Genomic DNA, 13541 nt, shown 5'->3' on the forward strand with positions numbered 1-13541 from the left:
GGCATCAAACACGAAACGCCCGCGCTCAATCACGGTGATCACTACCGTCACATGGGTAACATCGCTGCGTGCCAATCTCCCGGCGTGACGCATTGCGCTGCGCCGCCGCAGCCTCGGCGCTGGCCGGCCTCACCGCGGCAACCGGTGTCCGCACGCCGACGGCCACGGCCGCCAACCCCACGCTGATCGACTACGCCATGCGCCAGATCTCGGCGCAGGACATCCGTGCCGCCGGTCACGCCGGAGTGATCAACTACGTCTCGACGTCGCGGCCCGGCTCGAACTTCGGCGCCAAACCGATCACCCTCCCGTACGCGAAGCAGCTGACCGCGGCGGGTCTGGTGATCGTCAGTAACTTCCAGTACGGCAAGCCCGGCGGTACCGCGCCATCGGACTTCACCCGCGGCTACGCCGGTGGCGTCGCCGACGCGACCACGGCATGGCAATTGCATACAGCCGCCGGCGGAGGCCGGAGCGCACCGGTCTTCTTCAGCGTCGACGACGACATCGACCGCGAAGCGTGGAACAGGCTTGCACTGCCGTGGTTTCGCGGGATCAACTCGGTGATCGGCGTACAGCGCACCGGGATCTACGCAGGCATCCGACCCTGCATGTGGGCGGCGGCAGACGGAGTGATCGGGCAGTCACGTTCGGCAGGGCACGTCTGGGCGTGGCAGACCCGGTCCTGGTCCAACGGCCAGATCTACCCCGCCGCCGTTCTGTACCAGCGCATCATCGACACCGCATCGAATCCGGGACCGGTGGTCGGCGGCATCCGCGTCGACGTCAACGACGTACTGGCCCAGGACTGCGGCCAGTGGAATTTCCATCCCTGACGTTCATCACGTGGTTCGGCGACTACCGCCGTGCCAATCCTCCTGTATACCAACGACTTCGGGCTCCACACCAAAGCTCGGCAGCTGCGGGCGCTCGCGCAGACTGCGCTTCATCTCGGCGAAGCCGGGAAACGACGCCAGGCCGACGACGTGGTCCCACAACACGCCGGCATCCTCCTCGCTGGGCAGCCTGCTGATCACGGGACCGAAGAAGGCCACCCCTCCCGGCGGCTGGAAATGCAGGATCGGGGTGCCGACGTCGCGTCCCGTCAACCCGAGTGCCTCCTCGGTCTCGGCGCGGATCTGATCATCGAGGCCGGTGTCGTCCAGCGCCCCGATCAGTTCGGGCGGCAGACCAAGCCGAGCCAGGATCGGCTCGACAACGTCGAGCGGGCTCTCGTCGGCGGCATTTTCGAAGATGCTGGTCCCCAGCGCTTCATAGAGCGGCCCGATCCTGTCGCGGCCGTGTTCGGCGCGAACCTTCGCCGCCACGCGCAACAGCTTCAGACCGGCGGTGTGCATCGCTTCGTACTCCGGTGGGAAGTGTGCGGCATAGTCGATGTGCTCGTTGAGGATTCGCAACGAGATGAAGCGCCAGTCGACCTGGTAGTCGCGCTGCGCAGAGACGATGCGCACCCACTTGCTCGTCATCCATGCGAAGGGGCAGACCGGATCGAAGTAGAAGTGCAGATCGGAACTCATGGTCAGATTGTCCCCGGTTCCGGCGGGCGAGGAATACGTCGCGCGCATACGACGGTTGTCCCACGGTATGAGGATCGGCATCATCGGCGCAGGCAATATCGGCGGCACGTTGGCTCGGCGGCTGCGCGAACTCGGACACGACGTCAACGTCTCGAACTCGCGATCTCCCGAGACGCTGGCAGATCTGGCCCGTGAGACCGGTGCGACGGCCGTCTGGGCCAAGGACGCCGCCACCGACGCCGACCTGGTCATCGTCAGCATCCCGCAGAAGAACGTGCCCGACCTCGCAGACGGCATCGTCGAGGCGCGCAAGCCAGGCGCTCCGGTGATCGAGACCAACAACTACTATCCGCAGCAACGCGACGGCGAGATCGCCGGTATCGAGGACGGCCAGGTCGAGAGCGCATGGGTCGCCGAGCAGATCGGCGCTCCGGTGTACAAGGTCTTCAACGGCATCTTCTGGAAGCACCTGCTCGAACGCGGGACACCCAGCGGTGCGCCGAACCGCATCGCGCTCCCTGTCGCAGGCGAGGACGGGCCCGGCCGGGACCTGGTACACGGTGTCGTCGACGCGCTCGGATTCGACCCGGTCGACGCCGGTCCGATCTCCGAGTCGTGGCGACAGCAGCCCGGAACGCCGGTGTACGGCAAGGACTTCGACGTCGAGAACACGCGCACAGCGCTCGCCGAGGCATCGCCCGAACGGACCGCCGAATGGAGTGCGCGGGCGGTATGACGTCTACCGGGGGATCGTGGGATCCGGCAACCAGCGTCGGCACGACGGCCACCATGGCGGCCGCGGCGCGCGCCGTCGCCACCGCGAACGGTGACATCGACGATCGTTATGCCGAGCCGTTGGTCCGCGCTGTCGGCATTTCCTTCCTGACCCGCTGGGCTACCGGAGATCTGTCCGCATCGGATGTCGATGTCGAGGGCAGCCCCTGGGGCCTGGCGCAGATGCCGGCGTCGATGGCGGCGCGGACTCGTTATTTCGACGAGTTTTTGACAGAAGCCGCAGCGGCAGGCATCCGGCAGGTGGTCATCCTCGCCTCGGGCCTCGACACTCGCGGCTATCGATTGGACTGGCCCGTGGGAACGACGGTGTTCGAAATCGATCAACCCGCCGTCCTCGAGTTCAAGACCACGACGCTCGCCGGTCTTTCAGCCGCACCCCACGCCGACGTGCGTCCTGTCGCGATCGACCTCCGTGAGGACTGGCCGGCGGCACTGGTCGCGGCCGGGTTCGACAAGCACCGTCCGACGGCGTGGATCGCCGAGGGTCTGTTGGGATACCTGCCTCCCGCGGCTCAAGATCAGCTTCTCGACACCGTGACGACGCTCAGCGCACCCGGCAGTCGACTTGCCACCGAGGCCGTCCCGAACACCGGTGACATGGACCCGGACGCGGCGCGCGAGTTCATGCGCGCGGCAACGGTGAAATGGCGGGAGCACGGCTTCGAACCCGACTTCGGTGTGATCGCGTTCGAGGGTGAACGCGCCGACGTCGGCGTGTATCTGGACGGCCGGGGCTGGACGTCGGTTGCGACGCCGATGGCCCGCCTGCTCGATGGTCACGGGTTGGAAGCGATTCCGGAGACCGACGACGATCGGCAGACGATGAACGGGGTCACGTACTACGCGTCCACGCTGGCGCAGTGATCAGCCGCGCGGTGTGGTGGTGATGTGCACGTGGTCGTAATGGCCGTAGCCGGATGCCTGCGGGCCGGCCGGTGTGTAATACGTGCCGCGCCAGATCACGTCCTGTAGCCCGAAACGTCCCGCATTGGCCATGGCAAAGGCCAGGATCTGGTCGCCGAGCGCGATGCCCTCCGGGCTGTCCGGATTGGGAATCATGATGTCGATCGCCAGGCCGCGCGGGTGCCAGGGCTTCGAGTCGGGCCGAACCCCGTCGATGTCGCGGATCTGAGGGAACTGCTGGCTGACAGCCCGGGCGGCCAGGATCGTGTTGGGCTGCAGCCCGGTCTCGACGGCGACGCCCATGGGCAACGCCTCCGGCACCTGCGCGATGGCCGCTGCCATGGGCGGCGGCGGTGGAGGCGCCACGTCGCCGGGGGGCACGACGGGCGGCATTGCGATGATTGCCGGGTCCGCAGGCGGCGCAGGCGGAGCGGCTGCCGGCGGAGGCGGCGGAACAGCGTTGTCGACGACGGCCTGCTGCTGCGGTGTCAATGCCGCGTACTGCGCTTCCGCGGCGGCGATCTGACGCAGCAGCTCGCCCAACTTGGCTTGCAGTTCGGCGCGGATCGCCGCCGCAGACTCTGCAGCGGCCTTGGCGTCGGCAGCCGATTGCTCCGACGCGCGTGCGGCGGCGACCGCGTGGTCACGGGCGGCCAGATAGGCCGCCATCTGATCAGCGAGCCCGCGGCCGACGGTTCGCTGCATCGTCAGCTGGTCGATCAGATGCTGGGGTGAAGGAGCGGTCAACACCGCCGCGAACTGGCCGTCACGACCAGTCATGTAGTTCATCGCCGCGATCCGGTTGATGGCGGCTTGGTAGGGCCCCAGCTGAGCATTCGCGGCATCCAGGGCCGCCATGTCGGCGCGGTGCCTGTCGTCGGCGGCGGCCTGCTCGGCCATCCTGGCGTCGGCATCGCGCTGGGCGGTGGTGACGGCCTCGCGGCTCTGCAATGCCTGCTGGGAGAGCTCGTTGAGCTTGGCCAACGCGTCTTCTGCGGGATCGGCCCAGACACCGCCGATCGACACGGCAAGCACCAGAATCACGGTCGCCAGGGCGCACACCATCCGCGCAAGGAACTGGCGCGGCCCGGTCACGCGGATTGTCACGATCCTTCGATTGAGGACCGCTTCTGGCCCCGACTGTCGATGTCCTCGCAAAGGCTACGAACTGACACCGACGATGTCTACTCGTAGGTGAGGTCGTCGGGCCGGGTCCGTGGGAGTAAGTCCGTCTAGGCTGGGGTAACCGGTGAGCGCTCGTTGAGCGGGCTCTGGTGCAGGAACGTTGTGGAGGAATGTATGCGTCGGCATGTGCCGAAAACAGCGATGACGGCGGCCGCGATCGTCTCCATCGCGCTGGTCACCGGCGGATGTGAGGCGCAGGTCTGGGGGACGCCGCCGGCCGCCGGGGACATGCCGGCCGCGCCCGTGCTGGCCCCGCAGGCCCCGCCCCCGGCGGCGCCACCCGCCGCACCTCTCGCCGGGCTCGAAGGCCGCGTTCAGCAGGCCAGCGCCGACGCCGCCGCGTCCGGCGCCGAGATCGACACCGTCGTGCTCGACCGCACCACCGGCCAGACCGTCTCCAGCGGTGCCAACTCGTCCTTTCCGATCGCGTCGGTGGTGAAGTTGTTCATCGCCGACGACCTGCTGCTGCAGGAGTCGGAGGGCAAGACCGAGCTGTCCCCCGACGATCGTGCAGCGCTCGACAGGATGTTGCGCTCCTCGGATGACGGTGCGGCCCAGACATTTTGGGATCGCAGCGGCCAGAGTGACATCATCGCTCGGATCAAGGCCCGATACGGCCTGGGCGGCACGACGGCTCCATGGAACGGCCACTGGGACGTAACCACAAGCACCGCAAGCGATCTCGTGCGCTACTACGACATGCTGCTGGACGGCACCGGTGGGCTGCCGCCTGAGCAGGCCAACATCATCCTCGGTGACCTCGCTCGCTCCACCCCGACCGGCCTGGACGGATACCCCCAGCGGTTCGGCATCCCCGACGGGCTCTACGCCGAGCCGGTCGCGGTCAAGCAGGGCTGGTTCTGCTGCTGGAACGGTGGCAACCAACTCCACGTGTCGACCGGTGTGATCGGCCCCGACCGCCGCTACGTGATGGCGATCGGCTCCTTGGATCCGACCAGCGAGGCCGGCGCCCGCGACAACATCACTCAGTTCGTCAAGACGATCTTCCCGGGCGGCAAGATCTAGGTTCTGGAGGAGTTCACCGATGTCACCGTCACCGCTGTCTGATTCAGCCAAGGAGATGCTCGCCAAGGCCAACCCCGCGGTGATCTGCACCGTCCGGTCGGACGGGCAACCGGTGTCGGCAGCGACGTGGTACCTACTTCGGGGCGATCAACTGCTCGTCAACATGGATGAGGGTCGAGTTCGGCTGGCGCACATCAGAAACGATCCGCGGGTGTCGCTGACGGTCCTCGACGACGACTGGTACACCCATGTGACGGTCATCGGGCGGGTGACCGAGATGTATGACGACGAGGGTCTCGCCGACATCGACGCGCTGTCGCGCCATTACACCGGGAAGCCGTACGGCAACCGGGACCGCGCGCGCGTCAGCGCGCTGATCGACGTCGATCGTGTCAGCGGCTGGGGCGAGCAGAAGAACAACGACCAGGCCACCGGCCGGCCGACCGACTGATCACGTCAGGTGTCGTAGCGGCGGTAGGTCGCCGCCATCGCGCCGTCCGGGTCGAGGCGGCCCAGAATGGCCTCCGCGATCTCGCAGAGTTGGCCCACCCGCTTCGGCGTGAGCGCATCGATCACGTTGTCCCGCACCGCGGCCGAGTGGCCCGGCGCCGCCTCGCGCACCTTCCGCCAGCCAGCCGTCGTCAATCGCGCATTCGTCGCGCGGGCGTCCTCCGGGCACGGAAAGCGGATGACCAGGCCCCGGTCCTCTAGGCGCTTGACCACATGTGACAGCCGCGGCGGCGTCGCACTCGTCTGCGCCGCCAGTGCGCTCATCCGCAGCGTGCGCTTCGGAGCCTCGGACAACATCGCCAGGACGAAGTACTCGAAGTGCATGAGGTCGGCGTCGCGGCGCAATTGCGTATCAAGCACTCCCGGTAGCAGTTCGAGAACCGACGCCAGCCGGACCCACGCGGCACGCTCGGTGGAATCCAACCCCCTGTCCGGCATGCCACCAGTGTTACACACAAGTTGTAGCTACAACTAAAGCTCTGCTAGCTTTCATGGTTGTAGCTACAACTATTGCCGACCGAGAGCCTCCGATGTCCGCCTCCCCTGTCCGCCTGAACCACGCTGTGTTCTTCGTCGCCGACCTCGACCGGTCCGTGCGCTTCTATCGCGACGTGTTCGGCTTGGAGCTGGTGTCGTACGAGGCGGCGGTGAACGGGGCGTTCCTGCGGTTGCCACGATCGGGCAACCACCACGACCTGGGGTTGTTCGGCATCCCCGGCGCCGCGGCACGCGCGCCGCGTTCGGTCGGGCTGTATCACCTGGCGTGGCAGCTCGACACCGTTGACGAACTCGCGGAGTTCCGTGACGTGCTGATCGGCGCGGGCGCCTACAGCGGCGAGTCCAGCCACGGCGCGACCAAAAGTGTCTACGGCGTGGACCCCGACGGCAACCAGTTCGAAGTCATGTGGATGCTGCCGCGATCCGAATGGGGCGCCTACACCGACGCAGCGATCGTCGAACGTCTCGATCTTGCAAGCGAACTCGAGTCCTGGTCCGGTGTTCGCACGGCGGGCGAGCTCGTCCCGTCGGGCGGCATCGCCCACCCCACCACACCGAAGGAGAACTGACCCATGGCCACCCTGCAGAAACTCGACACCCGTTTGCGCCCCTACTCGCCCGCCGCGCTCGGCGTATTCCGGGTGATCTTCGGCCTGCTGTTCCTCTGCCACGCCACCGCGCACCTCTTCGGCTGGCCCGCCGGACCCGCGGCGCCTGCGGGCGTGTGGCCGTTCTTCTACGCCGGCATCATCGAACTCGTGACCGCGGTGCTGATCACCATCGGGTTGTTCACCCGGATCGCCGCGTTCTTCGCCTCGGGCACCATGGCTTTCGCGTTCTTCACACAACACCTGCCGACCGGTGTCATCCCGATGACCAACGGCGGTGAACTCGCGGTCATGTACTGCTTCGCGTTCCTGTTCCTGGTGTTTGCGGGCGCCGGGGCGTTCGCGTTGGACACTTGCGGAAAGACCCGTTAGCTGGTTCAGGGTGAAGGTGAAAGGTCCATCGAGCAGTAGGTCTCTGGGCACACACTGTCCGGGCCCTTGAGTCACCACTCCGTGCAGCGTGGCTGCGTCACCCCCGGGTGGGCGTGGGCGAGCGGCTGATCTTCTTCGCGCGGCCTGCGTGGATTTCCACCACGTTAAAAATCTCTCCAGGGATTGTTTTATTTCGGACGCCCGCCTACTTTAGTGCAGAGGGCGCGCTCCTCGATGTTCATCGCCGATTCGATGTGCACGGACCTTGCGCGATCCGGCACGAATCCTGCGAAATCTCCTGGGAGAAGACCGTATGTCCTCATCTACACCAGACGCAGCCATCGGGACTGTGTCACCGCAATCCCCCTCGGGTTCAACGCAATTCAAGGCGAACCTCGGAACCGGCCGGGTCGCACTCCTTGTCATCGCGTGTGCCGCCCCGCTCGGATCGGTGATCGGTAACACCCCGATCGGTTTCACACTCGGCAATGGTGCGGGGCTTCCCATCATCTTCGTGGTGGCCGGACTGGTCCTCGGCTGTTTCGCGGCCGGCTACGTAGCCATCAATCGGGCAGTACCGGGCGGCGGTGGTTTTGCCCGCTACGTCGCAGCCGGATTCGGTCCCGCCGCGGGCCTGGGCGCGGCCTACGCCACCACGATCGCGTACGGGTCTGGCACCATCGGAATCACCGCGGCGGCAGGCTATTTCGCCGATGTCATCGCGGAAGGGTACGGCCTGGACCTGCCCTGGTGGCTGTACTCCGTGGTCGCCCTCGTCATCGTGGGCACCCTCGGCAGGCACGCTGCGGATTTGAGCGCCACTGTCCTGCTGGTCATGATCGTCGCCGAGTTCGCGATGCTGATCGTCCTCGACATCCTGATCCTTGCGCACAGCGGGCTCTCGGCTCTCCCCCTGGACGTTTTCACCCCCGAGCACGTGTTCTCGGGCAGCATCGGTCCGGCGCTGATGATCGCGTTCACGTCGTTCATCGGCATCGAATCGGCGGTCATCTACGCCAATGAGGCACGCAACCCGGGCAAGACCGTGCCCAGGGCCATCTATCTCTGTGTCGGCGTCATCTCGGTGTTCTACTTCTTCACGATCTGGCTCATCGTCGGGTCGGTCGGCGTCGACCAGATCGTGCCGAGGGCCAACGAAGCACAGGGCGACCTGCTGTTCGTGCTCTCCGGCGAGCAGGGCGGCAGCGTCCTGACCGCGCTGATGCAGATCTTCTTCCTGACCAGCGTGCTGGCATCGCTGGTGGCTCTGCACAACGCGACGACGCGTTACCTCCAGACCATGGGTTCGCAAGGCACGATGCCGAAGTTCCTCGGCGGCCTTCATTCTCGCTATCAAGGGCCCGCCCGGGCGAGCGAAGCGCTGTCCATCTTGACCGCCGTACTGGTGGTGGTCTTCATCGTCGTCGGCGCGGACCCGTACCTGGGCATCTACACCAGCCTCGGCGGGTTGTTCACTGTCGGCATCGTCGCGATGCAAGGCGCGGTCGCCGTGACCGTGGTGGTGTTCTTCCGCAGGCGTAAAGACAAACGTCTCTGGAAGACGTTGGTAGCACCTGCGATTGGCGCTGTCGGGTTGCTGACGGCTACGGCTTTGATCATCGCCAACTACTCCGTGCTGACCGGAACCGAGGACACCGTCCCGAACCTGCTGCCGTGGCTCATTCCGCTGGCGTTCGTCGTCGGGTTCGTCGTCCACCGGATGCGCGGCGACGCCGCCGTCGATTTCGATCCGGTACCAACAGACCAGGCGAAGGTGTGACAACGCTGGGCGCCGTCGCGGTCCTCGGACCGCACATCGTCGACATCCTCGGCCGGCCGGTATCAGCGATTCCGGCCGGCCAGGGCAGCGTTCGCCTGGACGAAATTCGCATCACCGTCGCCGGTACCGGAGGCGGGGCTGCCGTCGACCTTGCCAAACTCGGTTGTTCGGTCTCGTCGTTCGCCGCGATCGGCGACGACATGCTCGGCCAATTGCTCCACACCCAACTGGCGGCCCGCGGCGTCAACACCGCTGGGCTGGTGACCCGCCGGGACGCGGTGACGTCGTCGACCATCTTGCCGATCCGCCCCAACGGCGAACGGCCCGCACTGCACGTTCCCGGCGCCACGCCGACCCTGATGGCCGATGACGTCGACGTCGACGCCCTTCTCGCCGCCGACGCGATTCTGTTCGGGGGGCCGGAAACCACTCCGCACCTTCTGGATTCCGACGGCATCGCACTTCTGGAGGCTGTTCATGCCGCGGGCAAGCCGATCTTCGTCGATCTACTCCATCCGGCTACGCCGGCGACTCTCGAACTGCTCGCCCCACTGCTGCCGCTCACCGCCTGGTTCATGCCCAATGACCAACAGCTTCGCGGACTGACGGGCTTTGACGATCTCGTCGACGCGGCCAAGGCGCTCCTCGCCCGCGGGGTCGGAGCTGTCGCCGTGACCGTCGGTGATCAGGGCGCCCTGCTGGTTCGCCCCGACGTCGAACCCGCACGGGTGCCTGCACTTCCCACGACAGTCGTCGACACCACGGGGTGTGGCGACTCGTTCAACGCGGGGATGATCGCCGGGCTGCTGAGTGGCTGTACTCCGGAAGACGCGGCACTCATCGGTTGTGCCAGTGGGGCATTGGTGGCCTCAGGGCTCGGTTCCGACGCCGGAATCGGCGATCTCGCCGACGTCTTGGCGGCGATCGCCGTTTCACACCCCGTTGCAGCCAGCCGTATCGGCCGCACCATCGACGGCCACGTCTCGAGAGGAGAACACCGTGACCACCGAACTCGGCGCCAACACTGATCGGCGCCAACGACTCATCGACACCGAACTGCGGCGGCGGGCCCACGCCGTCGTACCCAACGGCATGTACGGCCATCTCAACATGGGCGCGCTGCCGGCGATTCCGCAGTACATTGCACGCTCCCGCGGTGCACGCCTCTGGGATGTTGACGGCAACGAGTATGTGGACCTGATGTGCAGCTGGGGTCCCGTCATACTCGGTCACGCCGATCCAGCCGTCGAAGAGGCGGCGGAACGGCAACAGCGGCAGGGAGATTGCCTGAATGGCCCCGGCCCCGTGATGGTCGAACTCGCCGAGGCGATGGTTCGGACCGTAAGCAACGCCGACTGGGTGATGTTCGCCAAGAACGGCACCGACGCCACCACCATGTGCTGCACGATCGCCCGTGCCGCCACCGGACGATCGATGATTCTCGTCGCCGAGGGCGCATATCACGGCGCAGCGCCCTGGTGCACGCCGTTTCCTGCGGGCGTCACGGCGGCAGACCGCGCGAATCTTCTTCAGTACCAGTACAACGACGTCACCTCGATCCGCGAAGCGGTCGGCGAGCATGCCGGTGATGTTGCCGCGATCATCGTCAGCCCGTTTCGGCATGACGCCGGGTTCGATCAAGAACTCGTCGACCCGAGCTTCGCGCGCGGTGTCCGGGCGTATTGCGACGAGATCGGTGCGGCGTTGATCCTCGACGACGTGCGCGCCGGTTTCCGTCTGCACCACGGTCACAGCTGGGAACCGCTCGGCGTACACCCCGACCTGACGCCGTGGAGCAAGGCGATCGCCAATGGCTATCCCCTGGCCGCCGTCACCGGGTCCGACCGCTACCGCGACGCGGCAGGAAGCATCTTCGTCACGGGGTCGTTCTGGATGGGCGCCGTGGCGATGGCCGCGTGCCTGGCCACCCTCGACGAACTCGTCCGTCGCGATGCCGTCGCGCGGATGCGTGCACTCGGACTTCAGCTGCGCGCGGGTGTCGTCGACAGCGCGGCGAAGTGGGGTTTCGACATCCGGTACACCGGCCCGGCCCAGATGCCGAACCTGTTGTTCGACAACGACACCGACTATGAACTGGCGGTCGCGTTCAGCGCCGAGGCTCAGGCCCGCGGCGTGTACGTCCACCCGAAGCACAACTGGTTCGTATCGTCGGCGATGAGCGCCGATGATCTGGACATGGCACTCACCGGGCTCGACGGGGCCTTCGCGGCGCTGCGTGCCCGTTACCCCCGGGGCACGGTCTGATGGAGCACTCCGAGCTGCGCGGCGAAATGGCGGCACGCTGCCGCGAATTGGCCAGTCAGGGTGTGGCTTTGGCAGGTGCGGGAAACATCAGTGCACGAGTCGACGACCACGTACTGATCACCCGGTCCGGTCTGCGTTTCGAGTCGGCTGAACCGGAGGACATCACGGTCGTCACCCGCGATGGTGACGTGCTGGACGGGTTCCGGCCGTCTTCCGAAACAGGACTGCACCTCGGCATCTACGAGCGGTCCGCTGCGCGCGCGGTCGTCCACACCCATGGGCGAAGTTCGGTGGCCGTGGGTCTGGTCTGTGATCAGATGCCGTTGGTGCACTACAACCTTCTGCGGTTGGGTGGTCGCATTCCGACCGTTCCGTACCGGTTGTTCGGCTCCGAGGAGCTGGCCGAGGCCGTTGGCAGCGCCGTCGCCGAAGGCTTCGGCACCGTCCTGATGCGCAACCACGGCGCGGTGAGCAGCGCCGGGTCCATTGCGGAGGCGGCCGAACACGCGTGCTTGATCGAGTGGTTGTGCGATGTGTATCTCGCGGCATGCACTCTCGGCACCCCGGCTCTGCTCAGCGACGATGATCTCAAGGCCGTCGCGCAGCAGTCGGAGCGGCTGTCGTACGGCCACTGAGCCTCGGCCTGTCCGCGGCTCAATAGACTCGGTGTGCAGCCGCACATACCCGAGGGGATGCCATGCCGAAGATCGTCGACCACGACGAACGCCGCGAGGAGATCCTGAGCGCCGCGATCCGGGTCATCGACACCGTGGGCCTCGAGAGCACCACGACGCGGGCAATCGCACACGAATCGGGTTACTCCAACGGCGTCCTGAGCCACTACTTTCAGGACAAGGACGACATCCTGCAGTCGATCCTGGTCAAGACGCACCGCGAGTTCATGGATCGGGTCTCGGACAGCATGCGCGGCAAAGATGCGTTCGGCCGGCTGTGGGCGATGCTGATGCAGAACCTTCCCCTTGACGACGAACGACGCGTCGAGACGCTGATGGAGATCACCTTCTGGCCGCGGGCACTCTCCAATCCGGTGCTGCGAGAGTTTCAGCGGGAGGCGGCCAGCGAACTCCTCGGGATGCTCCGCGGCTTGATCACCGACGTCCGAGCAGCGGGCGGGCTCGACAGCGATCTGACCGACGCCGACATCGCCGAGTTGCTGATCTCGGTCATCGACGGGATGAGCGTGCACGCGGAGTTGTTCCCCAAGCGGCTTTCGTCGACGTACCAGAAGAGTTTGATGCGAGCGCAATTGACGGCGATCGGATTCCGCGTCGACGCGAAGGTCTAGCCGATCTGGTTGAGGGTGAACGTGAAGGGGTCGTCGACAACGTCGGTCTCGCCGCACACATTGTCCGGACCTTGAGCCACCGTTCCCTGCAGCGTGGCCGCATCGACCGCGACCCGCCGCGTCGCGGGTGCATCGGTGCCGTCTTCGCAGTCCCATCCCGTCGGGTGCGTGTAGGTGAAGTGCCACTGCCCGTCGGCGAGGTGCGCGTCGGCGTCCAAGCGGGTGTCACTGACGACGCGAGCGCAGCCGGCCCCGCACGGGGTGACCACCCACGTATTGGTGGAGCCGTCTTGGGTCGTCAACAGGAATGTCCCCTTGAAGATCGGGCCGTCAGCCGATGCCGGCGCGGCAAGCCCTACCGCGCCGCCGACGCAGGCTGCCGCCATGGCGGCGACGATCGCGTTCTTCACATTCCCCCCCAAAACTTGCGTTCGCAATAACTGGATCGTAAGGGGCGCCCGTCACCTTTCGTGCGGAATTGCCGCGTCGGCGAGGACTTCTGCGATCGCGGCGGCGGTGGCGAAAGCTTCTGCGTTGAGGTCACCGAGCTTCTCGGGTTCGGTGGCACCTGCCTCGCGAGCGGCGACGCCGATCCAGGAACAGTCGTTCGACGAGGCGGCGAAAGCGCAATTCGAGGTCCTGATCCCGCGGCGGAAAATGGGCCGCCCCGCGGAGAAAGCCTCGTCCGCGCTATTCCTCGCGTCGGACGATTCGAGCTATGTGAACGGTGTGGAACTCGTTGTCGACGGCGGCGT

16 protein-coding genes and 1 pseudogene are annotated in these 13541 nt (G+C 66.3%); 13 read left to right on the plus strand and 4 right to left on the minus strand.

What is annotated here, in order from left to right; all coding sequences use genetic code 11:
- Positions 1-68: 68 nt before the first annotated feature.
- Positions 69-836: a DUF1906 domain-containing protein gene (locus P9A17_RS21400; protein ID WP_278040744.1), complete on the plus strand. Its 768-nt coding sequence runs from the start codon at positions 69-71 to the stop codon at positions 834-836.
- 6 nt (positions 837-842) lie between these two features.
- Here the strand turns inward: P9A17_RS21400 and P9A17_RS21405 are convergent, their stop codons facing one another.
- Complete coding sequence (locus P9A17_RS21405) at positions 843-1538, minus strand: hypothetical protein (RefSeq protein ID WP_278040745.1); 696 nt, start codon at positions 1536-1538, stop codon at positions 843-845.
- Positions 1539-1605: 67 nt separating this feature from the next.
- Here P9A17_RS21405 and P9A17_RS21410 point away from each other — a divergent pair, with 67 nt between their 5' ends.
- Positions 1606-2274, plus strand: coding sequence for an NAD(P)-binding domain-containing protein (locus P9A17_RS21410; protein WP_278041051.1), 669 nt, complete (start codon positions 1606-1608; stop codon positions 2272-2274).
- Positions 2271-3197, plus strand: coding sequence for an SAM-dependent methyltransferase (locus P9A17_RS21415; RefSeq protein ID WP_278040746.1), 927 nt, complete (start codon positions 2271-2273; stop codon positions 3195-3197). The genes P9A17_RS21410 and P9A17_RS21415 overlap by 4 nt, the downstream gene beginning before the upstream one ends.
- Here P9A17_RS21415 and P9A17_RS21420 read toward each other — a convergent pair whose 3' ends face one another.
- Positions 3198-4301 (minus strand): glycoside hydrolase, encoded by a 1104-nt coding sequence (locus P9A17_RS21420; RefSeq protein WP_278041052.1) that lies wholly within the window; start codon positions 4299-4301, stop codon positions 3198-3200.
- Between the two features lie 234 nt (positions 4302-4535).
- Between P9A17_RS21420 and P9A17_RS21425 the strand changes: the two genes are divergently transcribed.
- A complete protein-coding gene (locus P9A17_RS21425) occupies positions 4536-5447 on the plus strand; it encodes a serine hydrolase (protein ID WP_278040747.1) in 912 nt (303 codons plus the stop codon).
- A gap of 19 nt (positions 5448-5466) precedes the next feature.
- Positions 5467-5898 carry a PPOX class F420-dependent oxidoreductase gene (locus tag P9A17_RS21430; RefSeq protein ID WP_278040748.1) on the plus strand — a complete coding sequence of 144 codons (432 nt, stop codon included), beginning with the start codon at positions 5467-5469 and terminating at the stop codon, positions 5896-5898.
- Positions 5899-5903: 5 nt separating this feature from the next.
- On the opposite strand, the gene P9A17_RS21435 is transcribed toward P9A17_RS21430, so the two are convergent.
- Positions 5904-6395, minus strand: a complete 492-nt coding sequence (locus P9A17_RS21435) for a MarR family transcriptional regulator (protein WP_278040749.1) — start codon at positions 6393-6395, stop codon at positions 5904-5906.
- A 92-nt stretch (positions 6396-6487) separates the two neighbouring features.
- Here P9A17_RS21435 and P9A17_RS21440 point away from each other — a divergent pair, with 92 nt between their 5' ends.
- From P9A17_RS21440 to P9A17_RS21470, 7 genes are all read left to right on the plus strand, one after another.
- A complete protein-coding gene (locus P9A17_RS21440; protein WP_278040750.1) occupies positions 6488-7024 on the plus strand; it encodes a VOC family protein in 537 nt (178 codons plus the stop codon).
- Positions 7025-7027: 3 nt separating this feature from the next.
- On the plus strand, positions 7028-7435 hold the full coding sequence (locus P9A17_RS21445; protein WP_278040751.1) for a DoxX family protein: 408 nt from the start codon (positions 7028-7030) through the stop codon (positions 7433-7435).
- Positions 7436-7784: 349 nt separating this feature from the next.
- A complete protein-coding gene (locus P9A17_RS21450; protein WP_278040752.1) occupies positions 7785-9215 on the plus strand; it encodes an APC family permease in 1431 nt (476 codons plus the stop codon).
- The gene (locus tag P9A17_RS21455; protein WP_278040753.1) at positions 9212-10243 is read left to right on the plus strand and encodes a PfkB family carbohydrate kinase; all 1032 of its coding nucleotides are present in this window, start codon (positions 9212-9214) and stop codon (positions 10241-10243) included. The genes P9A17_RS21450 and P9A17_RS21455 overlap by 4 nt, the downstream gene beginning before the upstream one ends.
- Positions 10215-11480, plus strand: a complete 1266-nt coding sequence (locus P9A17_RS21460; RefSeq protein ID WP_278040754.1) for an aminotransferase class III-fold pyridoxal phosphate-dependent enzyme — start codon at positions 10215-10217, stop codon at positions 11478-11480. Before P9A17_RS21455 ends, P9A17_RS21460 begins: the two co-directional genes overlap by 29 nt.
- Complete coding sequence (locus tag P9A17_RS21465; protein ID WP_278040755.1) at positions 11480-12115, plus strand: class II aldolase/adducin family protein; 636 nt, start codon at positions 11480-11482, stop codon at positions 12113-12115. Before P9A17_RS21460 ends, P9A17_RS21465 begins: the two co-directional genes overlap by 1 nt.
- A gap of 62 nt (positions 12116-12177) precedes the next feature.
- Positions 12178-12786: a TetR/AcrR family transcriptional regulator gene (locus tag P9A17_RS21470; protein ID WP_278040756.1), complete on the plus strand. Its 609-nt coding sequence runs from the start codon at positions 12178-12180 to the stop codon at positions 12784-12786.
- On the opposite strand, the gene P9A17_RS21475 is transcribed toward P9A17_RS21470, so the two are convergent.
- Positions 12783-13196: a hypothetical protein gene (locus tag P9A17_RS21475; RefSeq protein ID WP_278040757.1), complete on the minus strand. Its 414-nt coding sequence runs from the start codon at positions 13194-13196 to the stop codon at positions 12783-12785. The genes P9A17_RS21470 and P9A17_RS21475 overlap by 4 nt on opposite strands.
- Here P9A17_RS21475 and P9A17_RS21480 point away from each other — a divergent pair.
- Positions 13171-13533, plus strand: a pseudogene (locus tag P9A17_RS21480) (SDR family oxidoreductase); the annotation flags it as partial. The gene P9A17_RS21475 and the pseudogene P9A17_RS21480 overlap by 26 nt on opposite strands.
- Positions 13534-13541 lie beyond the last annotated feature (8 nt).

This window comes from Mycobacterium sp. 236(2023), assembly GCF_029623955.1.
GTDB lineage: Bacteria > Actinomycetota > Actinomycetes > Mycobacteriales > Mycobacteriaceae > Mycobacterium.